Raw genomic sequence first — 21,672 nt, 5'->3', positions numbered from 1 at the left:
CCCATGACTTCATCCACGTCCGGTACCGCCCGGCGGATCACCAACGGTTCCGTCGACCTCGCCGTGTTCGAGGACGGCAACCCCGCCGGCGAGACGATGGTGCTCGTCCACGGCTGGCCCGACACCCACGAACTGTGGAGCCGGGTGGTGCCGTTCCTGACGGAACGGTTCCGGGTGGTCAGCTACGACAGCCGCGGCGCCGGCGAGAGCACCGTGCCCACCCGGGTCGAGGACTACCGGCTGCCCGCTCTGGCGGGCGACCTGTTCGCGGTGATCGACGCCGTCAGTCCGGGCAGGCCGGTGCACGTACTCGCCCACGACTGGGGATCGGTGGAGGCGTGGGAGGCGGTCTGCGAACCGGGCGCCCGCACGCGGATCGCGTCGTTCACGTCCGTCTCCGGGCCGAACCTCGACCACCTCGGGAAGTGGATGCGCCGCCGCATCGCCGACCGTCGGTTCGGTGGACCGCTCGCGCAGGCCGTCGCGTCCGGCTACACCGTCCTGTTCCAGATTCCGGGCCTGGCGACGCTGCCGCTGCGGCTGTGGTTCTCCCGGCACTGGCCGGCGTTCCTGAAGTTCTTCGACCGCCTCGACCCCGCCCTGGTGCGTCCGGCGCCGACGCTGGCGGACGACATGGTCAACGGTCTCAAGCTGTACCGGGCGAACATCCGGACCAGCCTGCTGCGGCCGCGTGACCGGTACACCGACGTCCCGGTCCAGCTGATCCTGAACCAGAACGACAAGGCGGTGCGGCCCGTCGGCTACGAGGACACCGAGAAATGGGCACCCGACCTGCGCCGTCGAGGGGTCGACGCCGGTCACTGGTCGCCCATCTCCCACGCCGAGGACATCGCGCAACTCGCCGCGGAGTTCGTGCTGGACATCGAGGACCGGCAATGGGGGAAAGCCCAGGACGGGCCGTCCGAGAGTGCGTCGGCCTAGGTTTTCACTCCCGAAGCGCCCTGAAAATTCGTCTACGGGGCGCTCAGGGGTGTCATAGCCCGCTCCTGGGCCAGACGTACCAGTAAGATGGCCGAGGTAACTAGCGGCAAGATTCCCGATTCTCGTCTCCCGCGTGCCCGACCAGGGCGGTGGGCGCCTGCGTCGGGCATTGGACGGAGAAGGAGAGCTACCCACCCGTGGCTGCCCAGAAGTCAGACAAAAGCACCTCCAGCAAGGACTACGGCGCTTCTTCCATCACCGTCCTCGAGGGACTCGAAGCCGTCCGTAAGCGACCGGGTATGTACATCGGTTCCACCGGTGAACGCGGTCTCCACCACCTGATCTGGGAAGTCGTCGACAACTCCGTCGACGAGGCCATGGCCGGCTACGCCAGCAAGGTCGAGATCACCCTTCTCGAAGACGGTGGCGTGCAGGTCGTCGACGACGGCCGAGGCATCCCCGTCGGGATGCACGCCTCCGGTGTCCCCACCGTCGAGGTCGTCCTCACCCAGCTGCACGCCGGCGGCAAGTTCGACTCCGACTCCTACGCCGTCTCCGGCGGTCTGCACGGTGTCGGTATCTCCGTCGTCAACGCGCTGTCCACCCGGCTCGACGTCGACATCAAGCGCGACGGCTTCCGCTGGAACCAGACGTACACCGACTCCAAGCCGGGTGAACTCGTCAAGGGCGAGGCCACCAAGGAAACGGGCACCACGGTCCGGTTCTGGGCGGATCCGAACATCTTCGAGACCACGGTCTACAGCTTCGAGACGGTCGCGCGCCGCCTCCAGGAGATGGCCTTCCTCAACAAGGGCCTGACGATCACCCTCACCGACGAGCGCGTCAGCGACGCCGAGGTCACCGAAGAGGTCGTCAGCCAGGTCGCGGACGCCCCGAAGACCGCCGAGGACGAGCACGCCGAAGCCGATGCACCGGCCGTCCACAAGGTCAAGACGCGCGTCTACCACTACCCGGGCGGACTCGAGGACTACGTGCGGCACATCAACCGCACGAAGCAGCCGATCCACAACTCCGTCGTCGGTTTCACCGCGAAGGGCACCGGCCACGAACTCGAGATCGCGATGCAGTGGAACTCCGGCTACTCGGAGTCGGTCCACACGTTCGCGAACACCATCAACACCCACGAGGGCGGCACCCACGAAGAGGGTTTCCGGTCCGCCCTGACGGCGACGGTCAACAAGTACGCGCTCGACAAGAAGTTGCTCAAGGAGAAGGACCCGAAACTCACCGGTGACGACATCCGTGAGGGCCTCGCGGCGATCATCTCCGTCAAGGTAGGTGAACCGCAGTTCGAGGGTCAGACGAAGACGAAGCTCGGCAACACCGAGGTCCGGTCGTTCGTGCAGAAGGCGAGCAACGAGCACCTGTCGCACTGGTTCGAGGCGAACCCGGCCGACGCGAAAACCATCGTGAACAAGGCGGTGTCGTCGGCGCAGGCCCGCGTCGCCGCCCGCAAGGCCCGCGAACTGGTTCGCCGCAAGAGCGCCACCGACCTCGGCGGCCTGCCGGGCAAGCTCGCCGACTGCCGGTCGAACGACCCGAGCAAGTCCGAGATCTACATCGTGGAGGGCGACTCCGCAGGCGGCTCCGCGAAGTCCGGCCGTGACTCGATGTACCAGGCGATCCTGCCGCTGCGAGGCAAGATCATCAACGTCGAGAAGGCACGCATCGACCGTGTGCTGAAGAACACCGAAGTCCAGTCGATCATCACCGCGTTCGGCACCGGCATCCACGACGAGTTCGACATCGCGAAGCTTCGGTACCACAAGATCGTGCTGATGGCCGACGCCGACGTCGACGGCCAGCACATCGCAACGCTGCTGCTCACGCTGCTGTTCCGCTTCATGCGGCCGCTCGTCGAGCACGGCCACGTGTACCTGGCGCAGCCGCCGCTGTACAAGCTCAAGTGGCAGCGCGCCGACCCGGAGTTCGCGTACTCCGACCGCGAGCGCGACGCCCTCGTCAAGGCTGGCCTCGAGTCGGGCAAGAAGATCAACAAGGACGACGGCATCCAGCGCTACAAAGGTCTCGGCGAGATGAACGCCAAGGAACTGTGGGAGACCACGATGGATCCGACCGTGCGTGTCCTGCGTCTCGTGACGCTCGACGACGCGGCCGCGGCCGACGAGTTGTTCAGCGTCCTCATGGGCGAGGACGTCGAGGCCCGGCGGAGCTTCATCACCCGTAACGCCAAGGACGTCCGCTTCCTCGACGTCTAGGTATCGGGCACAAGAGAATACGGATCGCGTGCAGCCACCGGTGGTCGGAAGACCCCGGTGGCTGCACTCGTCTGGACCCGTTGCGGGACCGGACGACGCAGAATTCCGTCCTCGACTGTGAACGGCGATTCTGTGTAGCCTGGTCGGCTGATCCACCCCGTGGCGGCAACGTCTGGGATCAGTGGTGCGCATGTTACTTGGAAGTAAGGATCGGGGAATTTCTGTGGTAAGAACGTTCCCCATGGGGATGTGATGAACTCGTTACATTCGGAAATCGGTAAGTCGGGCAGCGCTGCGCACAGCGCAACTGATCGATCACTTTCCTCTGTCGACGCGTGTCGTCCGATCCGGTACGGCTGCCCACTCACGGGCGGGGTCACGAGCACAGAGCGACAAGCTATGAGTGGTGGGAAAGGAAGCGTGGGATGAGCGACGATTCGCCGCCCCGGGCAAAGTTCTGGGATATCGAGGGCTGGGGCCTGCGGTGGAAGGTCACTGCGGTACTCGCAGTTCCCGTCACCGTCGCCATGGTGCTCGGCGGGCTCCGCGTGCAGGGCGAGCTGAGCAACGCCGTCCACTTCACCGAGGCCGCCGACCAGATCGTCGTCGTCCCGGACATCGTGGCCCTCGAAGCTTCGATGGGTACCGTGACCAGCGGTTACGCCTCGGGCACCCTCACCAAGGAAGACCGCGCGGCCGCGGAATCCCTGATGAACGACGTGTCCGAACAGGCCCGGAACCCCGAACTGGATCCCGCCGTCGCGAGTTCCATCAATCAGACCGTCTCGGACGGCCGCGCCCTCCTCAATCTGATGGACTCGCCGGGCGTCGCCACCGACCTGCTCGCGGAACGCCAGCGCGCGTTCGCCGCGGACTTCATCCGCGAAGTCGACGACATCGTCCGTCCCATCGAGGACAGCGAGGTCGTCGACAAGGGCTACCAGCTGACCAACGCCTGGCAGGCGCAGCGCCGCCTGTTCGAACAGGCCATGGGTCTCGTGATCGTGAAGGACGTCTACGCCGGACCCGACGGACGGGAGAAGGCCCGCACGGGCGACATTCCCACCTCGGCCGTCGTCGCGGCCGCCGGCGCCGAATCGAGCCTCCTCGACGTCCTCGACCGGTACTACCCGAAGGGCGACGAGCGGCTCCAGACGCTGCGCAACAACATCAACGACCGCAACGCCCTCATCGACCAGGGTCTGGCCGACGCGGCACGCGGCGGGGTGCTGCCCATCCTGCAGCTGCGTTCCTCGCTCATCGCCAGCCGCGACGTCTACCAGGACCTGACCAGCGAAGCGGCGAAGGACATCGCGTCCACCGTGCAGATCCGCGCCGCCGAGACCCGGTCCGCCGCGCTGCGTGACACGGCGATCGTCCTCGGAACGCTGCTCGCCGCGCTCGTCCTCGCGCTCCTCGTGTCGCGGTCGCTGATCGGCCCGATCCGCCGCCTGCGGTACGGCGCGCTGAAGGCGGCCCGCCGCGACCTTCCGGACGCGATCGAGCAGATCAAGGCCAGCGACGATCCGCGGGGCCTGTCGTTCGAACCGGTGGCCGTGCACTCCTCCGAGGAGATCGGCCAGCTCGCCCGCGCCGTCGACGACATCCACGGGCAGGCCCTCAAGCTCGCCGGTGAGCAGGCGCAACTGCGTCTGCAGATCAACGACATGTTCGAAACGCTCGCCCGCCGAAGCAAGTCGCTCGTCGACCAGCAGCTCGGCCTGATCGAGAACCTCGAGTTCGAGGAGAAGGATCCGAAGCGGCTCGAGAGCCTGTTCCGGCTCGACCACCTGGCCGCGCGTATGCGCCGGAACGGTGAGAACTTGCTGATTCTGGCCGGCACCCGGGTGCGTCGGTCGCAGGCGGCGCCGATCCCGCTCGGTGACGTGCTGCGCGCCGCGATCTCCGAGGTCGAGGACTACCAGCGCGTCCAGATGGGCGCGACCCCCGAAGGCGCGCTCAGCGGCACCGTCGTCACCGACGTCGTGCATCTGCTCGCCGAACTCGTCGACAACTCGCTGCGCGCCTCGCCGCCGGACACGGTGGTGACGTTCAGCTTCGCTCGCGCCGTGGACGGTGGAGTGCTGCTCGAGATCGCGGACCGCGGCATCGGTATCCCCGCCGACGACATGCGCGCCGTCAACGAACGCCTGGCGTCGGGTGGTGAGGTCGGTCCCGAAACCGCCCGCCACATGGGCCTGTTCGTCGTCAGCCGGCTCGCGAAGCGGCACGGTCTGACCGTGCGCCTGCGGTCGACGTTCGACACCGCCCGCAACCCGGGTGTCACCGTCAGCATCCACATCCCGAACGCGCTGATCGTGTCGCAGGCCGCCCGGCAGGACACGGGACCGCAGCGGAAGATTCCCGCGGCACCGGTCCGGACCGCCATCCCGGCGCCCGCGGCCCCGGCGCCGCGCAAGAACGACCCGCAGCTGCCTGCGACCCGCAACGGACTGCCGACCCGCACCCCGTCCACGTCTCCGCCTGCGGCGAGCCCGGCTGCCGCGGGTGCGGTGACGACGGCGTCGGGCACCAGCCTGCCCCGGCGGCAGCCCGGTGCCAGCGGCATCGCGGCCGGCGCGGGATCGTCGGCCGCTGCCCCGGCCGTGCAGTCCCAGGACACCGTCAACGTCCGCGGATCCGGAGCGATGCCGAAGCTGCCCGTGCGGCTGCCGCAGGCAGCGACCCCGGAATCGCGGCCGGAGACGGCGCCGGCGGAATCGCAGCCGCAGCACGCGCCGCACGCACCCCGCAGCGAGAACCGCATCGAGGCGCGGACCGCGGAACAACCGGCGCCGCCGTCGTCGAACGGCGACGACCAGGCACCGGTCCGGCACCGCTACCGCACCAACTCGGCGAAGACCGCGTCGTTCTTCCAGTCGCGGATCGATCCGCCCCCGGCGGCGTCGACCCCGCGGCCCGGCGGCGGCACCCCGATCTTCTCCGACATGGTGTCCGACTGGCTGACCGATCCGACCGGCGCCGAGGGCGCACCCGGCGTCTGGCATTCCGCCGGTGACGCCGGATGGTCCGCCGCGGAACGGATCAGCGAGACCCCCGTCGAGGTCGACCCGGAGATCGGGCTGCCGAAGCGGCGTCCCGGCGACCGGCTGGTTCCCGGCACGGTCGAAGGCGCGCACAATACGGGGACCCTGCGCCGGGTGCGCGACCCCGAGACAATTCGCGCCAATCTCAGTCGTCACCAGCAGGGCGTCCGAAACGGCAGGGCCACGAGGCTCGCGGAACGTAACAGCATTGAAGGAGACCGATGAACACCGCTCATGGATCCGACGTCACGCGACCTCTCGACTGGTTGGTGTCGAACTTCGCCAGTGACGTCCCCGGTGTCTCGCACGCCGTGCTGGTGTCCGCGGACGGTCTCCTGATGGCGGCCAGCGCCCACCTCCCCATCGACCGGGCGGAGCAACTGGCCGCGGTCACGTCGGGGCTCGCCAGCCTGTCGGCCGGTGTGTCCCGGTTGTTCGAAGGCGGCGGCGTGCTGCAGTCGGTGGTCGAGATGCAGCACGGGTACCTGCTGCTCATGAGCGTCGGCGACGGCTCGCACCTCGCGACACTCACGGACGCCGAGTGCGACATCGGGCAGGTCGGCTACGAGATGGCGATCCTGGTCGACCGCGTCGGCGCATCGGTGCAGGCCACGGCCCGCACCCCGCAGGGTCTCTGACCAGCCCATGCCCATGAACGACCACCACTCGGAGCAGCCGGGCCCGAACATCGTGCGCCCGTACTCGCTGACGTCGGGCCGGACCCGGCCTGCGGTCGAGCTCGCGCTCGAAGCGTTGATTCAGGCACTGCCGCAGTCGGTGGACCGGCAGTGGGAACTCGACGACGTCAACGCGGCCATCGTCGCGTTGTGCCAGCAGTCGCCTTCGGTCGCCGAGATCGCCGCCCGGGTGGGTGTGCCCCTCGGAGTGGCACGCGTCCTCGTCGCAGACCTGGTCGAGGCCGGTCATCTTCAGATCCTGGCCACCCTGAAGGAAGACTCGACCGACTCCGAACGTCGTGAACTCATCGAAAGGGTCCTCAGTGGACTTCGCGAAATCTGATCCCCGCAATCGGGTGACCTCGACCAAGATCGTGATCGCCGGCGGGTTCGGCGTCGGCAAGACCACGCTGGTGGGGGCGGTCTCCGAGATCGTCCCGCTGCGCACCGAGGCGCTCGTGACCAACGCCAGCGACGGCGTCGACAACCTGGCTGCGACACCGCAGAAGGGCACGACCACCGTCGCCATGGACTTCGGTCGCATCAGCCTGGCCGACGACCTGGTGCTGTACCTGTTCGGCACGCCCGGTCAGCACCGGTTCTGGTTCATGTGGGACGACCTGATCCGCGGTGCGATCGGTGCGATCGTCCTGATCGACACCCGCCGGCTGGACGAGAGTTTCGCGGCGGTCGACTTCTTCGAGGCCCGGCAGTTGCCGTTCCTCGTCGCGATCAACGAGTTCGACGACGCCCCCCGCTACCCGATCGAGGACATTCGGGCGGCCCTCGCGATCTCCGAGGACGTGCCGATCATCCCGATCGACGCGCGTGACCGGGAATCGGCGAAACGCGCGCTGGTCGCGATCACCGAATACGCACTGACCAAGCTCCACACGGCCGCGTACTGAGGATTCGAAACATGTCGGACGAGTTGCAGCACTTCTCCATGGGCACGTGGATCGTCGCCCTCGCCGCGGTCACGTCGTTCATCGGCGTCTTCGTCGGTATCGCCAGCGCCCGCAAGGCGGTGACCGCGCCGAACCCGAGGCAGCGGTACCTGTGGCTGGCGTGGGGCGCGCTGTCCATCGGCGGTATCGGCGCCTGGCTGCCGCACTACATCGCGATGGTCGGATTCGAGGTGTACGGCAGCGTGGTGCGTTACGACGTCCTGTGGATCGTGATCTCGTTCGTGGTGCCCGTCGCGGCCGCCGCAGTGGCGTTGCTGATCATCAGCCCGCCGCCGACGAAACACCGGCTGCCGAGCGCAACGGTGGAGATCGGCCGCCTCGCAGGCGGTGCGGTGCTCCTCGGCATCGGATTCACCGGCATGGACCTCGCGATCGTCGCCTCCCTCGAGATCCAGGGTGCGGTGAACTCCGACATCCTGCTGACCTCGGCGTCCGCGGTGATCGGCCTCGTCGTCGGCGCCGGAATCATGTGGTCCGTCTCGGCCCTCGAGTCGCGCACGCTGCGACTGGTGGCGTCGGTGATCGTGGCGGCCGGGCTGGTGGCCGTGCACTACACCGGTGTGTTCGGGCTGAGCGTCGCCGTCGACCAGTCCGTGGCGCGTCCGGACGGGCTCGAGGTGTTCTCGATCCTGTTCCCCGTCTTCGTGCTGGGCATGCTGGTGGTCACCATCCCGATCACCGCGCTGCTGATGGCGCCCGACCGTGTCGCCGCCGAGCTCGAACTCGAGGCCGACATGCTCGCCGCCGAATCCCTCGCCGCCGAAAAGCAGGGCAGGGAGCTCGAACTCCAGTAGATCGGGCGACTCCTGCGGCACCGATTCCCGGGCGCACCCGAGTCCTTCACCCTCATAGCTGACCTGCACCTATAGACTCGGGTGGTTGCGCGACGTCGTGCTGGACCGCGAGTCCGCGAGGAGACGTCAAGCCGAGTAGAAGAAGGAGCTCATGACCGACACAACGTTGCCGCCGGAGGGACCGGGGCACGACCGCATCGAGCCCGTCGACATTCAGCAGGAGATGCAGAGCAGCTACATCGATTACGCGATGAGCGTGATCGTGGGTCGTGCGCTGCCCGACGTGCGGGACGGCCTCAAGCCGGTGCACCGCCGCGTTCTGTACGCGATGTACGACAACGGGTACCGGCCCGATCGCGGTTATGTGAAGTCTGCGCGACCGGTCGCCGAGACGATGGGTAACTACCACCCGCACGGCGACGCCTCGATCTACGACACGCTCGTCCGCATGGCCCAGCCGTGGTCGCTGCGGTACCCGCTCGTCGACGGCCAGGGCAACTTCGGTTCCCGCGGCAACGACGGCGCGGCCGCGATGCGGTACACCGAGTGCCGGCTGACTCCGCTGGCGATGGAAATGCTCCGGGAGATCGACCACGAGACGGTCGATTTCACCCCGAACTACGACGGTCGTACACAGGAACCGTCAGTTCTCCCCAGCCGTATCCCCAACCTGTTGATCAATGGTTCCGGCGGCATCGCCGTCGGTATGGCCACCAACATCCCGCCGCACAACCTGCGCGAGGTCGCCGAGGCCATCTACTGGGCCCTGGAGAACTGGGAAGCGGACGAGGAGTCCACCCTCACGGCGGTCATGGAACGCGTCAAGGGTCCCGACTTCCCGACGCACGGCCTGATCGTCGGCGGCCAGGGCATCCATGACGCCTACACCACCGGTCGCGGTTCGGTCCGCATGCGCGGTGTGGTGGAGATCGAGGAGGACGCCAAGGGGCGCACCACGATCGTCATCACCGAACTGCCCTACCAGGTGAACCCCGACAACCTGATCACGTCGATCGCCGAGCAGGTGCGCGACGCGAAGATCGCCGGCATCTCCGACATCCACGACGAGTCCTCGGACCGCGCGGGTATGCGCATCGTCGTCACCGTCAAGCGTGACGCGGTCGCGAAGGTCGTGCTCAACAACCTGTACAAGCACACCCAGCTGCAGACCAGCTTCGGCTGCAACATGCTGTCCATCGTCGACGGCGTGCCGCGCACCCTGCGCCTCGACCAGATGATCCGGCTGTACGTCGCCCACCAGGTCGAGGTCATCCGCAGGCGCACCGAGTACCTGCTCCGCAAGGCCGAGGAACGCGCTCACATCCTGCGCGGACTGGTGAAGGCCCTCGACGCCCTCGACGAGGTCATCGCGCTGATCCGGGCGTCACAGACCGTGGACATCGCGCGCGCAGGCCTGATCGAGCTGCTCACCGTCGACGAGATCCAGGCCGACGCGATCCTCGCGATGCAGCTGCGCCGCCTCGCCGCCCTCGAGCGTCAGAAGATCATCGACGAACTCGCCGAGATCGAGCGGGAGATCGCCGACCTCAAGGACATCCTCGAGAAGCCCGAGCGTCAGCGCAGGATCGTCCGGGACGAGCTGAAGGAGATCGTCGACAAGCACGGCGACGACCGCCGCACCCGCATCATCGCGGCCGACGGCGACGTGGCCGACGAGGATCTGATCGCCCGCGAGGACGTCGTCGTCACGATCACCGAGACCGGGTACGCCAAGCGCACCAAGACCGACCTGTACCGCTCGCAGAAGCGCGGCGGCAAGGGTGTGCAGGGCGCCGGGTTGAAGCAGGACGACATCGTCTCGCACTTCTTCGTCAGCTCCACCCACGACTGGCTGCTGTTCTTCACCACGAAGGGCCGGGTGTACCGGGCCAAGGCGTACGAGCTGCCGGAGGCGAGCCGCACCGCCCGCGGACAGCACGTCGCCAACCTGCTCGCGTTCCAGCCCGACGAGCGCATCCAGAGCGTCATCCAGATCAAGACGTACGAGGACGCGCCCTACCTGGTTCTCGCCACCCGCAACGGTCTGGTGAAGAAGTCCAAGCTCACCGATTTCGACTCCAACCGCAGCGGCGGCATCGTCGCGATCAACCTGCGCGGCGAGGACGAACTGGTCGGCGCGGTCCTCTGCTCCTCCGACGACGACCTGCTGCTCGTCTCCGCGCAGGGGCAGTCGATCCGCTTCTCCGCCACCGACGAGGCGCTGCGCCCGATGGGACGCGCCACGTCCGGGGTCCAGGGCATGCGATTCAACGGTGACGACGAACTGCTGTCGCTCAACGTGGTGCGCGAGGGGACCTACCTGCTGGTGGCGACGTCGGGCGGCTACTCGAAGCGCACCGGCATGGAGGACTACCCGGTCCAGGGACGCGGCGGAAAGGGTGTACTCACGATTCAATACGACAAGAAACGTGGCACCCTGGTCGGAGCGCTCATCGTGAACGACGACGACGAGCTCTACGCGATCACGTCGGGCGGTGGGGTCATCCGCACCGCCGCCAAGCAGGTCCGCAAGGCGGGTCGGCAGACCAAGGGTGTTCGTTTGATGAACCTCGGGGAAGGCGACACCCTGCTCGCGATCGCACGCAATGCCGACGAACCCGACGAGACCGACGACAACGCCGAGAGCAGCGGCAAAGGAGCTAAGGAGTCCTAGTGAGCACTCCCAACCAGCCAGGCAGTGACCGGCAGAACCCGGGTTCCGCCAATCCGGCGCGACCCGACCAGCAGGCCTCCCGCACTCCCGAGAACGGGTCGGCGCGACCGAACCCGCAGCAGGGTTCCGCGCAGCAGGGGCCGCAGGCGTCAGCCGGTCGTGGCCCCGCTCAGGCGGGGCCGGCTGCCCGGCCGGGCGGTGCTCCCGACGCGAGACCGGATCGGCAGGCTCCGGCCGATCCGGCCCGGTCTCCGTCGACTCCCCAGCATCAGGGTCCGCGTACGCAGACCCCGCAGGGCCGGTCCGTGCCACCGCAGCAGGGTCAGGCTCCGAATCAGCAGGCCCCCGGGCATCAGGCACCACCGCAGCAGGCTCCCGGCAACCGGGCTCCCGCGGGTGGTGCGCCCACCGAGTCCATCCGGGGAAATCAGGCGCCGCCGTGGCAGCGGGGGATGCAGCGTGAGCCGCAGACCAACCTGAAGCGGCCCCTGCAGGGCGGGGCGGGAGCCAAGCAGGCCTCGCGTCCGGAGGGGCAGCCGAACCCGGCCAACGGTGCAGGCACCGCCGCCGCGGGCGCTGCAGCCGCGAAGGCCGCCGGCGGCCAGGACGTCCAGAAGCCCCAGACGGCTCCGACCCAGAAGACGCCGGACCAGGGCTCCACGCAGGGGCAGCGTCCCCAGTCCGCGCAGAATGCGGGTGCGCCCACGCAGGCGGTGCCCACGCAGAAGTCGCCGGCGCAGAACCCCTCCCAGGCGAAGGGCCGGCCCGCGCCCACGCAGGAATCGAACCGCACCTCCTCGACGGCGGCCACCGCCGCGGTCGGTGCGGTGTCCGGTGCAGCCGCGGCGGGGGCCGTCACGCAGCGGGAGGCCGCGAAGGCGAAGGCGTCCGCGATCGACGGACCCACCCGGCACATCAACCGGGACGTTCTCCCCAAGGACATGCCGGACCTGTCCGAGGCCAAGCACCCCCTGCCGGGGGCGGCGGCCACGGGTCAGCAGCCGAAGATCGCCGTGGCCCCGCAGCGGGTCGAGGAGGGTGAGGCCCTCCGCGCGACGGTGCAGGTCCGCAAGATCGACCCGTGGTCGACGCTGAAGATCTCGTCCGTCATCTCGGTGTCGCTGTTCTTCGTGTGGATGGTGGCCGTCGGTCTGCTGTACGTCGTCCTGGACGGGATGGGGGTGTGGGACCGGCTGAACAACGCGTTCACCGATATCGTCGCGGAGTCGAGCTCTGACGGGCTCGTGACGGCCGGGCAGGTCTTCGGATACGCCGCCGTCATCGGCCTGGCCAACATGGTGCTCTTCACCGCGCTGGCGACGATCGGCGCGTTCATCTACAACCTGTGTTCGGACCTCGTCGGCGGCGTCGAAGTGACGCTCGCGGACCGGGACTGAACGCGAAAACCGAGAGGGACTGAGCTGGGAAAAGAGCGTCTCGCCGGACCGGTTTTGGTAGTTGCCGGTCCGGTGGGGTAATCTTCCGACTCGGTTCAGGGAACTGTGCGAGATGAGTTTCCGGACTTCAGGGGCCTATAGCTCAGGCGGTTAGAGCGCTTCGCTGATAACGAAGAGGTCGGAGGTTCAAGTCCTCCTAGGCCCACTCCTGGTGCCGGTGAAAGGTCAGTCGCATGAAGGTCCTCCTGTTCGTGGGAGCCGGAGTGCTGGTGGCAATCGGACTGTCCAAGTTGCTCCGCGGCAACGAGGTGTGGCACGAGGTAACGGGGCCTTAGCTCAGTTGGTAGAGCGCTGCCTTTGCAAGGCAGATGTCAGGAGTTCGAATCTCCTAGGCTCCACAAATACACAGAAGTGACAGTGTGCCCCGGATTCGGAAAGAATCCGGGGCACACTGCTGTGCGGGCCCGAATCGGGTGAGGTTACCCTTACTTCATGACCGCACTCGATCCCGGAGCCCGTGACCGTCTCGACCCGCGCAGCCGCGTCGCGTCCCACCACCGGACGGGGGAGGGGACCGCGCGCATCGGTTACCCGATCGGAGTTCGCACGGTCACGGTCCGTGCGCGCGAGTACGTCACGCCCCGCATGGTGCGCCTGACGATCGGTGGTCCCGGCCTCGACGGGTTCCACACCTATCAGGCCGACGATCACGTCAAGATCGTGTTCCCCGACGCGGACGGCACCCGCCGCATCCCGGTCGTGAACGACGCCATGATGCTCGACTGGCCGCGCCCGCTCCCGACGAGCCGGAAGTACACCGTCCGGCGCTACGACGCCGACGCCCGCGAACTGGACCTGGACTTCGTGCTGCACGACGGCGGGCTCGCGTCGTCCTGGGCGAAAACGGTCGAGATCGGCGACGACGTGACCATCGCCGGACCGCCCGGAGCAAAGGCGTTCGCCCACAACTTCGACCACTACGTCTTCGCGGTCGATTCCACCGCGCTTCCCGCGGTCGCGCGGTGGCTCGACGAGTCCCCGGCCGACGTGTCGGCGCACGTCGTGATCGAGACCGACGACGCCGTCGAGCACGACTACCCGCTGGCCGTGCGCGACAACGTGGACGTGACGTGGCTCGTTCGCGACGGCAGCGAGTCCTCCCTGGCGTCGACCGTGCAGTCGCTCGCGCTGCCCGGCGGCCGCACATTCCTGTTCGCGGCCGGCGAGGCCAGCGACATCAAGCCGTTGCGCGCGTGGAGCAAGGACCGGATGGAGTCGCTGTTCACGGGTTACTGGAAACGCGGAGTCGCGGGCCTGGACGACTGACCGGCCCTACACTCGCACCATGACGACGGTCCGGCCCGCACTCGCCCGCCGAGCGGTCGTGGCCGCGGCGACGCTCGGAATGCTGGCGGCGGGTGGTGCCGTGCCCGCGAGTGCGCAGACCCGCCCGCTGCAACCGATCGCCCTGGCGGTGTCGCTGCGCCTCGCCACGGCGGACACGGTGGCGTCCGCCAAATGGGGCACGCCGTCGCCGATCGACGATCCCGCGCGCGAGGCGCAGGTTCTGGGCGCGGTCGCCACCCAGGCGGCCGACGAGGGCCTGAGTGTGCCGCGGGTGCAGCAGATCTTCCGGGATCAGATCGAGGCCAACAAGGCAGTGCAGCGCGCGCTGTTCTCCTGGTGGAGCGTCGCGCCCGGTGCGGCGCCGACCGTTCGGCCCGACCTGACGGAGGTCCGCCCGGTCATCGACCGCCAGAACACCGACATCCTGCTGCAGTTGCGTGAGCAGGAGGATCTGCTCGCGGGTCCGGGTTGCGTGCCGGCTCTCGTCGACGCCGCGGTCGCGGTGGCGGCCGAACAGCGCCTCGACGCGCTGCATCAGGCGACGCTGGCCCGCGCGCTCGTGTCGATCTGCGGCGCGGTCCGCGAATGACTGGCCGTTTCGACATGGTCCGGCAAGATATCGCCAACTAGACTGGGGGCATGATCTCCACGGTCGCGACCCTGCTCCTCGACCGGGTGTCGATGTTCGAATTCGGTGTGGTCTGCGAGGTGTTCGGAATCGACCGCACCGAACACGGGGTTCCGGCATTCGATTTCCGGATCTGCGGGATCCGCCCCGGCGAACCACTCGCATCGGTCACCCCGGGACTGACGCTCTCCGCCGGCTACGGGCTGGACTCGCTGCGCGACGCGGATCTCGTCGTGGTCCCGCCGCCTGGGGCGCAGTCCGGCTTCCCGGACGAGGCGCTCGACGCCGTGCGCGCGGCCGCGGAGGCCGGTGCCACGGTCCTCAGCCTGTGCTCCGGTGCGTTCCTGCTCGGCGAGGCGGGACTGCTCGACGGGCGAAAGTGCACCACCCACTGGGGGTACGTCGAGGAGCTGGCCGCCCGGTTCCCGACCGCGGTGGTCGACCCGGACGTCCTGTTCGTCGACGAGGGCAACCTCGTCACCAGCGCAGGCACCGCGGCGGGAATCGACGCCTGTCTGCACGTGGTGCGCCGGGAGCTCGGTTCCACGGTGGCCAACACGATCGCCCGCCGGATGGTCGTGCCGCCGCAACGCGACGGCGGGCAGCGGCAGTTCATCGAGCAGCCGGTGGTCGCGTGCACGTCGGACAGCCTGAGCGAGACGATGGCATGGATGAGCGAGAACCTCGAGTTACCGCACACGATCGACGAGCTCGCGGCCCGCTCGTCCATGTCGACGCGGACGTTCGCGCGCAAGTTCGCGGCCGAGACGGGTACCACCCCGGTGAAGTGGCTGACGACGCAGCGCGTGCTCTACGCCCGGCAGCTACTCGAGGGCACCGACCTCGGTCTCGAGGCCATCTCGAGACGCACCGGATTCGGTTCCGGTGCGCTGCTGCGCCACCACTTCAACCGGGTGGTCGGACTCGCGCCCGGCGATTACCGTCGCCGGTTCGGCTGCAACACGGCCGAACTCACGCAATGAACGTTCCGATGGCCGGGTTCGCCTGGCAGATCGGGCTGCTGCCGAAGTTGATCGACCCGAACGCCGTGGCCACGACGTTGCCGACGCCGGTGTTCACCGTCGCGGACAGGAACGGGTAGACGCCGCCGAGATTCACGATCCCCGAGCGTCCGCTGTCGGTGTTGACCCAGGCGACGGTGACCTGCGCGGCGGCCGGGATCGGTGGCGCGGCGGGGTGCGACTCGAAGCGAATGTCGCCGTCGGCGATCGGCGGGACCGCCTCCGGCCCGGACTGGCCGGTGAGCGCCGTCAACGACATCAGACTGCCCTGGTTCGGACACCCGATGGTGAGGGCCGGTCCGCCGAAGGGGTGGGGTGGGTCGGCGCCTGCGGGGCCGGCCGTCAGCAGGGCCGCGGTGGCGGCGACCGGAAACGCGACGACGGCGATGCGGTGGGTGATACGTGTGGCGGTCATGTCTGCTCCTCGGAACGGATCCTCGCGCTGGTGTGCACCTGCCGGCGGGATACCCGTGGTACAAGCCGTGAAACGAAGACATGACCGCACGCCGGCCGACACCGCACGAGCGCGCCCTGCCGGCCGGGGAATGGCGGATCAGTTGGCGGCGAGGGGCTTCGTCGCCGTCGGCGGCGTGGCCTCCTGCGTGTCTGCGCTGTCGACGTCGCGCAGGTTCGGGGGAGCGGACGCCACCCGCGGCTGCTCCCGGCGGCGGCTCTTGAAGAACACCGCGCCCCCGGCGACAGCGACACCGACCAGCACGACGATCGCGACGCGACGGCCCTTCCGCGACTTCTTCTCCTCGACCGGCGCGACAGCCGCCGTCAGGGGACGAATGACGTCCTGGGCGACCTCTTTCACCGGTGCGGTCCGGGCGCGTTCGTAGCCCTTCTTCGCCAGCGACGCCCCCTGCCTGCCGAGGAACACACTCACCTGCCCGGCGCCACGGGCCGCGGCGAGCGCAGCCGAGCGCGCACAGCGCAGGGCCTGATCGACAGCCTCGGATTCCTTGACCCGGGAAGCCGAATCCTCGACGTGGGCCAGCGCGGTCTCGACTCGTTCGGACACCTGCTCCTGCAGGTGCTCGGCGCGTTCGGTCGGAAGCAGATTCGTGAGGGACTCCGTCGCTCGTGTCATGACCCCACTTTGTCACAAGAACCGGCAGCACGAACCGATCCGAAGTACTCGAGTCACGGCGGCGGAACCACACCGAACCGCACAATGGCAACATGGTGGTGTGACTTCACCTCATCAGACCGCAACCGCAACGCTGCACACCAACCGCGGCGACATCAAGATCGCGCTGTTCGGCAACCACGCGCCCAAGACCGTCGAGAACTTCGTCGGCCTGGCCGACGGTTCGAAGGACTACAGCACCGCCAACGCAGGCGGCACCGACTCCGGACCGTTCTACGACGGCGCCATCTTCCACCGCGTCATCGACGGATTCATGATCCAGGGTGGCGACCCGACCGGCACCGGCGCCGGCGGCCCGGGCTACAAGTTCGGCGACGAGTTCCACCCGGAACTGCAGTTCGACCGCGCCTACATCCTGGCCATGGCCAACGCCGGCCCGGGAACCAACGGCTCGCAGTTCTTCATCACCACCGGCCCGACGCCGCACCTTAACCGCCGCCACACCATCTTCGGTGAGGTCGTCGACGAGGAGTCGAAGAAGGTCGTCGACGCCATCTCGACCACGGCCACCGATCGTGCGGACCGCCCGCTCGAGCCGGTCGTGATCAACAGCGTCACCATCGCGTAGGGAACCGCAGCACATGACCAACCCCGGCTGGGGCGGTGCCGCGAACGAGGGCACTCCGCCCCAGCCGCGGTGCGTCCGACACCCCGATCGCCCCACTGCGCTGTCGTGCAATCGGTGCGGTCGCCCCGCGTGCCCCGAATGCCTGCGCGAAGCCGCAGTCGGCTACCAGTGCGTCGACTGTGTCGCCGCCGGGCAGCGTGACGTTCGCCGGGTCCGCAACGTCGCCGGCGCCGTGACCGCACAGCGTGCGGTGCCGCTGGTGACGTACATCCTGATGGCCGCGAACGTCGGCATCTTCCTGATCACCGCGGCGCAGTCCCGCAGCATCATGCAGAACCAGGCGGGATCGGCGCTCTTCGCCGACTGGGCGCTGTTCCCACCCGCCGTCGTGGACGGTCAGCTCGTCCGCGTGATAGGCAGCGGATTCCTGCATTTCGGTCTCATCCACCTGGCCGTCAACATGTTCGCGCTGTGGATCATCGGCCGCGACACCGAACTGGTCCTCGGCCGCGCCCGCTACGCGTTCGTGTACTTCGCGTCGATCCTCGGCGGTTCCGCCGCGGTGATGCTGTTCCAACTGCACGCTGTCACCGCGGGTGCATCGGGTGCAGTCTTCGGGCTGATGGGCGCGCAGGCCGTCATCCTCCTGAGGCTGCGGCGCAGCCCGGCGCCGGTGATCTCGGTGATCGCGATCAACGTGATCATCAGCATCACCATCCCCGGCATCTCACTGTGGGGGCATCTCGGCGGCCTGGTCGCCGGAGCCGCGGCCACCGCGGCGATCCTCTACGGCCCTCAGCTGCTGGGCGCCGGGAACAACCGGGAGAAGGCCGTCACCGTCGGCTGGATCTGCCTCGGTGTCGTCGTGCTGGTGCCGCTGGCCGTCATCGCGGCCCGTACCCTGCAGCTCCGCGCGAGCTTCGGCTACTGACCCCGGCCGACCAGGCGATGCACCGCGAGGGCATCGAACACGTCCTCCGGATTGGTGCCGAGATCCCAGCGGCCGAAGATCAGGAGGCGTTCGGTGCCGTCCTCGGTGCGGACGTCGATCTCGAGCATCGGCACCCGGCGGCCCAGCCGCGGATACCGGACGAGGCGCGCCCGGTCGATCTGCGCACGGGCATACCCGTGGCGGCCCGTCAGCCGGTTCACCACGATCCCGCCGCCCTCCTTGTCGACGGCCAGGCGCGGACGCTGCCGCAGAGCCGACGCGGCGGTCAGCAGCAGCCCCAGGGCGGCGACGCACACGAGGACACGGCCCGCCGGCTCGATCGACACCGACAGTCCCGCGACCCCCAACGCGAGCCCGCCCACGGCGAGAGCGATCACCGCACCGAGCGGCGTCGACCACTCCAGCGGTGCCTCGTCAGCAGACATCGGCACTCGACCTGCGGCTATCCACAGGGGTTGTCCACAATGGGGATGAATGACATGCGTGTAATTGTGATCGTCAACGCCAGCGCATCGTCATGATCAGCCCGACCACCATGAAGCCGAATCCGATCAGGAAGTTGTAGGCACCGAGGTTGTTCATCCACTCGAGCTGGTCTGCGGCCAGGTAGTAGACGAGCAGCCACACGAGGCCGACCAGCATGAACCCGAGCATCACCGAGACGTACAGGGTGCTCGAGGGGCCGGCCTTCACCTTCACCGGGGTGCGGCTCGCAGGGTTGATCGTGTAATCGGTCTTCTTTCGGACCTTCGACTTCGGCATGACGTCCTCGTTCGTGCGGCTCTGCGGGAATGTGGGCAGGTAGATTCGGAAATACCTGCGTGTGTACACGCTAACGTAGCCGCGTTTCGCGCGGCGAGGACGAGGGGACGGAAACACCGGTGACCAGGTCGATCTTCTGGCGGATCGCGGTGCTGGTGGTGTGTCTGGTGGCCGGCCTGCTGGTGGCCACCACCCGCCAGGTGTCGCACGGCAACGAGATCCGGGCCGGTGACTCCACCCGGTTGTCCGACCTCGTGCGGAACGCGCAGTCCGAGACCGACCAGGTGGCCGAGACCCGCGACGAGCTGGCGGCGCAAGTGGAATCGCTGCAGCAGGACGCGGCGGCGTCCGACAGCGGTGTCGCGCAGGCCCTCGCCGACAGCAAGGCGCTCGCCACCGATGCCGGGCTCACACCGATGACCGGGCCCGGCGTCACCGTCACGCTCACCGACGCCCCCCGCGACGCGGACGGCAAATACCCCGTCGACGCGTCGCCGGACGATCTGGTCGTCCACCAGCAGGACGTCCAGAGCGTGCTGAACGCGCTGTGGGTGGGTGGCGCCGAGGCCGTCGGCATGCAGGACCAGCGGATCGTCAACACGTCCGCGCCGCGCTGCATCGGCAACACCCTGCTGCTGCACGGCCGCACATACAGCCCGCCGTACGTGATGTCGGCGATCGGGGATCCGGCGCGGCTGGAGGCGGCACTCGCCAACGAACCCGGCATCCGGTTGTTCAAGCAGTACGCGACACGGTTCGGCCTCGGCTACTCGGAAGCCGCGTCCGGCCAATTGTCCGTGCCCGGGTACGCGGGCCACTGACGGGAACGGTCCCCGGCCGTGCGCGGCTCGGGGCGGGCAGAATACCCTGCTCCCATGAGGATTCTCGTCGTCGACAACTACGACAGCTTCGTGTTCAACCTGGTCCAGTACCTCGGACAGCTGGGAACCCGGGCCGTGGTCTGGCGCAACGACGATCCGAACCTCACCGGGCCCGACGCGATCGCGGCCGCGGCGGCCGAGTTCGACGGCATCCTCCTGAGCCCCGGCCCCGGCACACCGCAGCGCGCAGGAGCGACGATGGACCTGGTCACGGCATGCGCCGCGGCCGGCACGCCGCTACTCGGGGTGTGCCTCGGACACCAGGCGATCGGCGCCGCGTTCGGCGCGACCGTCGACAGGGCGCCCGAACTCCTGCACGGCAAGACCAGCATCGTCCACCACACCGGCGAGGGTGTTCTCGCCGGTCTGCCCGACCCGTTCACCGCCACGCGCTACCACTCGCTGACCGTCCTGGAAGACACCATCCCGGACGAACTCGAGGTCACAGCGCACACCGACAGCGGCATCGTCATGGCGATGCGGCACCGGGAACTACCGATCCACGGCGTCCAGTTCCACCCGGAGTCCGTGCTCACCGAGGGCGGGCACCGGATGCTCGCCAACTGGCTCACCGTCTGCGGCGACGCCCCGAAGGAATCCCTCGTCGCCACCCTCGAAGCCGAGGTCGCGCAGGCATTAGGGGCGTAGCCCCCGTGAGTGGTTGACGAGTCCAGAGACTCCTCAACCACGCACGGGCGGCGGAGCCGCCTACCGCGGGATGCCGAGCGCTCCGACACCGACGGAGACGACAGCGTTCTTCGTGATCTCCGATCCCGGCGGCTGTTCCTGGCTGATGATCTTGCCGACCATCTCCGGGTCCAGTGTGGACGTCTGCGTCTGGTTCAGCGAGGCCGACGACCCGCTCCAGCCGGCGCTGCGGAGTTCGGCGAGCGCCTGCGACACCGTCTTGCCCGTCAGGTCGGGCATCTCGATGTTGTTGCCGTTCGACACCCGGATCTGGATGGTGTCGCCCTTGGCGGCGGTGGAGCCGCCGACGGGATCGGTGGAGACGACCTGCCCCTTGGGCACACCGGAATCGATGTTCTGGATCTGCACCTTGAAGCCGGCGCCCTCGATGTTCGCCTGCGCGACCTCGACCTTCTGACCGGTGACGTCGGGGATGCGGATCTGCTCGGGTCCGGTGCCCAGCGTGACGGCGACCTCGGAGTCGAGGGAGATGCTCGCCCCCGAGGACGGGTTCTGCTGTATCACCTTGTCGATGTCGGACGCGTCGGACGGGGCGCGGGCCACCGCGGTGTCGAGCCGCAGACCGACCGCGTTCAGTTCCTGCTGGGCTTCCTGCTGGGTCAGGCCCGCGAGCCGCGGGACCTTCACCTGTTCGGGGCCCGACGACACCTCGAGGGTGATCGTGCTGCCCTCGTCCACCTGCACGCCGCCGACGGGCCGGGTGGTGATGACGTTGCCGGTCGCGACGACGGCGTCGGGTTTCTGCTGGCGGGCGACGCGGAAGCCGAGGTTCTGCAGCGTCGTCTCGGCGTCGTCCGCGGCCTGGTTCGTGACGTCCGGCATGGTCACCTGATCGGCCTTCGAACCGGGACCCACGGACCACAGGAACGCGCCGACGATGCCGACGACGATGAGGGCGCCCAGCGCCATCAG

21 protein-coding genes and 2 tRNA genes are annotated in these 21,672 nt (G+C 68.4%); 18 read left to right on the top strand and 5 right to left on the bottom strand.

The features are described 5' to 3' along the window. Positions 1-3 precede the first annotated feature (3 nt). The 14 genes from ACFTZB_RS07035 (at position 4) to ACFTZB_RS06970 (ending at position 15,697) form a co-directional block, all read left to right on the top strand. On the top strand, positions 4-942 hold the full coding sequence (locus ACFTZB_RS07035; RefSeq protein ID WP_378430729.1) for an alpha/beta fold hydrolase: 939 nt from the start codon (positions 4-6) through the stop codon (positions 940-942). A 197-nt stretch (positions 943-1,139) separates the two neighbouring features. After that, positions 1,140-3,182 carry a DNA topoisomerase (ATP-hydrolyzing) subunit B gene (gene gyrB, locus ACFTZB_RS07030; RefSeq protein ID WP_378430728.1) on the top strand — a complete coding sequence of 681 codons (2,043 nt, stop codon included), beginning with the start codon at positions 1,140-1,142 and terminating at the stop codon, positions 3,180-3,182. Between the two features lie 425 nt (positions 3,183-3,607). Further along, on the top strand, positions 3,608-6,454 hold the full coding sequence (locus ACFTZB_RS07025; RefSeq protein WP_378430727.1) for an ATP-binding protein: 2,847 nt from the start codon (positions 3,608-3,610) through the stop codon (positions 6,452-6,454). After that, positions 6,451-6,867, top strand: a complete 417-nt coding sequence (locus ACFTZB_RS07020; protein ID WP_005249096.1) for a roadblock/LC7 domain-containing protein — start codon at positions 6,451-6,453, stop codon at positions 6,865-6,867. The genes ACFTZB_RS07025 and ACFTZB_RS07020 overlap by 4 nt, the downstream gene beginning before the upstream one ends. Before the next feature lie 7 nt (positions 6,868-6,874). Next, positions 6,875-7,249, top strand: coding sequence for a DUF742 domain-containing protein (locus ACFTZB_RS07015; protein WP_005249095.1), 375 nt, complete (start codon positions 6,875-6,877; stop codon positions 7,247-7,249). 13 nt (positions 7,250-7,262) lie between these two features. Continuing rightward, positions 7,263-7,814 carry an ATP/GTP-binding protein gene (locus ACFTZB_RS07010; RefSeq protein WP_005249094.1) on the top strand — a complete coding sequence of 184 codons (552 nt, stop codon included), beginning with the start codon at positions 7,263-7,265 and terminating at the stop codon, positions 7,812-7,814. Between the two features lie 11 nt (positions 7,815-7,825). Further along, the gene (locus tag ACFTZB_RS07005) at positions 7,826-8,668 is read left to right on the top strand and encodes an MHYT domain-containing protein (protein WP_378430726.1); all 843 of its coding nucleotides are present in this window, start codon (positions 7,826-7,828) and stop codon (positions 8,666-8,668) included. A 151-nt stretch (positions 8,669-8,819) separates the two neighbouring features. Next, a complete protein-coding gene (gyrA, locus tag ACFTZB_RS07000; RefSeq protein WP_378430725.1) occupies positions 8,820-11,342 on the top strand; it encodes a DNA gyrase subunit A in 2,523 nt (840 codons plus the stop codon). Beyond that, positions 11,342-12,739 (top strand): DUF3566 domain-containing protein, encoded by a 1,398-nt coding sequence (locus ACFTZB_RS06995; protein ID WP_378430724.1) that lies wholly within the window; start codon positions 11,342-11,344, stop codon positions 12,737-12,739. Before gyrA ends, ACFTZB_RS06995 begins: the two co-directional genes overlap by 1 nt. A 131-nt stretch (positions 12,740-12,870) precedes the next feature. After that, positions 12,871-12,944: transfer RNA gene (locus ACFTZB_RS06990), tRNA-Ile, on the top strand. Positions 12,945-13,064: 120 nt separating this feature from the next. Further along, positions 13,065-13,137, top strand: a tRNA-Ala gene (locus ACFTZB_RS06985). A gap of 94 nt (positions 13,138-13,231) precedes the next feature. Further along, positions 13,232-14,065 carry a siderophore-interacting protein gene (locus tag ACFTZB_RS06980; protein ID WP_378430723.1) on the top strand — a complete coding sequence of 278 codons (834 nt, stop codon included), beginning with the start codon at positions 13,232-13,234 and terminating at the stop codon, positions 14,063-14,065. A 19-nt stretch (positions 14,066-14,084) separates the two neighbouring features. Continuing rightward, entirely contained in the window at positions 14,085-14,675 is a 591-nt protein-coding gene (locus ACFTZB_RS06975; protein WP_378430722.1) for a chorismate mutase, read from the top strand. 50 nt (positions 14,676-14,725) lie between these two features. After that, positions 14,726-15,697 carry a helix-turn-helix domain-containing protein gene (locus tag ACFTZB_RS06970; RefSeq protein ID WP_378430721.1) on the top strand — a complete coding sequence of 324 codons (972 nt, stop codon included), beginning with the start codon at positions 14,726-14,728 and terminating at the stop codon, positions 15,695-15,697. Here the strand turns inward: ACFTZB_RS06970 and ACFTZB_RS06965 are convergent. Together ACFTZB_RS06965 and ACFTZB_RS06960 are read right to left on the bottom strand one after the other, a co-directional pair. Further along, complete coding sequence (locus tag ACFTZB_RS06965; protein WP_378430720.1) at positions 15,687-16,151, bottom strand: hypothetical protein; 465 nt, start codon at positions 16,149-16,151, stop codon at positions 15,687-15,689. The two genes, ACFTZB_RS06970 and ACFTZB_RS06965, sit on opposite strands and share 11 nt — an antisense overlap. Before the next feature lie 138 nt (positions 16,152-16,289). After that, positions 16,290-16,829, bottom strand: coding sequence for a hypothetical protein (locus ACFTZB_RS06960; protein WP_378430719.1), 540 nt, complete (start codon positions 16,827-16,829; stop codon positions 16,290-16,292). 100 nt (positions 16,830-16,929) lie between these two features. Between ACFTZB_RS06960 and ACFTZB_RS06955 the strand changes: the two genes are divergently transcribed. Further along, a complete protein-coding gene (locus ACFTZB_RS06955) occupies positions 16,930-17,457 on the top strand; it encodes a peptidylprolyl isomerase (protein WP_029539740.1) in 528 nt (175 codons plus the stop codon). A 13-nt stretch (positions 17,458-17,470) separates the two neighbouring features. Continuing rightward, positions 17,471-18,388: a rhomboid family intramembrane serine protease gene (locus ACFTZB_RS06950; protein WP_378430718.1), complete on the top strand. Its 918-nt coding sequence runs from the start codon at positions 17,471-17,473 to the stop codon at positions 18,386-18,388. Here ACFTZB_RS06950 and ACFTZB_RS06945 read toward each other — a convergent pair. Together ACFTZB_RS06945 and crgA are read right to left on the bottom strand one after the other, a co-directional pair. Further along, entirely contained in the window at positions 18,382-18,840 is a 459-nt protein-coding gene (locus ACFTZB_RS06945; protein WP_378430717.1) for a PH domain-containing protein, read from the bottom strand. The two genes, ACFTZB_RS06950 and ACFTZB_RS06945, sit on opposite strands and share 7 nt — an antisense overlap. A gap of 67 nt (positions 18,841-18,907) precedes the next feature. Continuing rightward, positions 18,908-19,171, bottom strand: a complete 264-nt coding sequence (gene crgA / locus ACFTZB_RS06940; protein ID WP_005249082.1) for a cell division protein CrgA — start codon at positions 19,169-19,171, stop codon at positions 18,908-18,910. A 119-nt stretch (positions 19,172-19,290) separates the two neighbouring features. On the opposite strand from crgA, the gene ACFTZB_RS06935 reads away from it, so the two are divergent. Beyond that, positions 19,291-19,992, top strand: a complete 702-nt coding sequence (locus ACFTZB_RS06935; RefSeq protein ID WP_378430716.1) for a DUF881 domain-containing protein — start codon at positions 19,291-19,293, stop codon at positions 19,990-19,992. A 54-nt stretch (positions 19,993-20,046) separates the two neighbouring features. Next, entirely contained in the window at positions 20,047-20,700 is a 654-nt protein-coding gene (locus ACFTZB_RS06930; RefSeq protein WP_072942778.1) for an aminodeoxychorismate/anthranilate synthase component II, read from the top strand. Positions 20,701-20,760: 60 nt separating this feature from the next. Here ACFTZB_RS06930 and ACFTZB_RS06925 read toward each other — a convergent pair. Next, positions 20,761-21,672, bottom strand: a 912-nt coding sequence (locus ACFTZB_RS06925; RefSeq protein WP_378430715.1) for a PASTA domain-containing protein, incomplete at its 5' end; no start/stop codon positions are given.

Source organism: Rhodococcus sp. NPDC057014, assembly GCF_042673295.1.
GTDB lineage: Bacteria > Actinomycetota > Actinomycetes > Mycobacteriales > Mycobacteriaceae > Rhodococcus_F.
The sequence above is the reverse complement of the archived record's forward strand: the minus strand, read 5'-3'. Positions and strand labels throughout refer to the sequence as shown.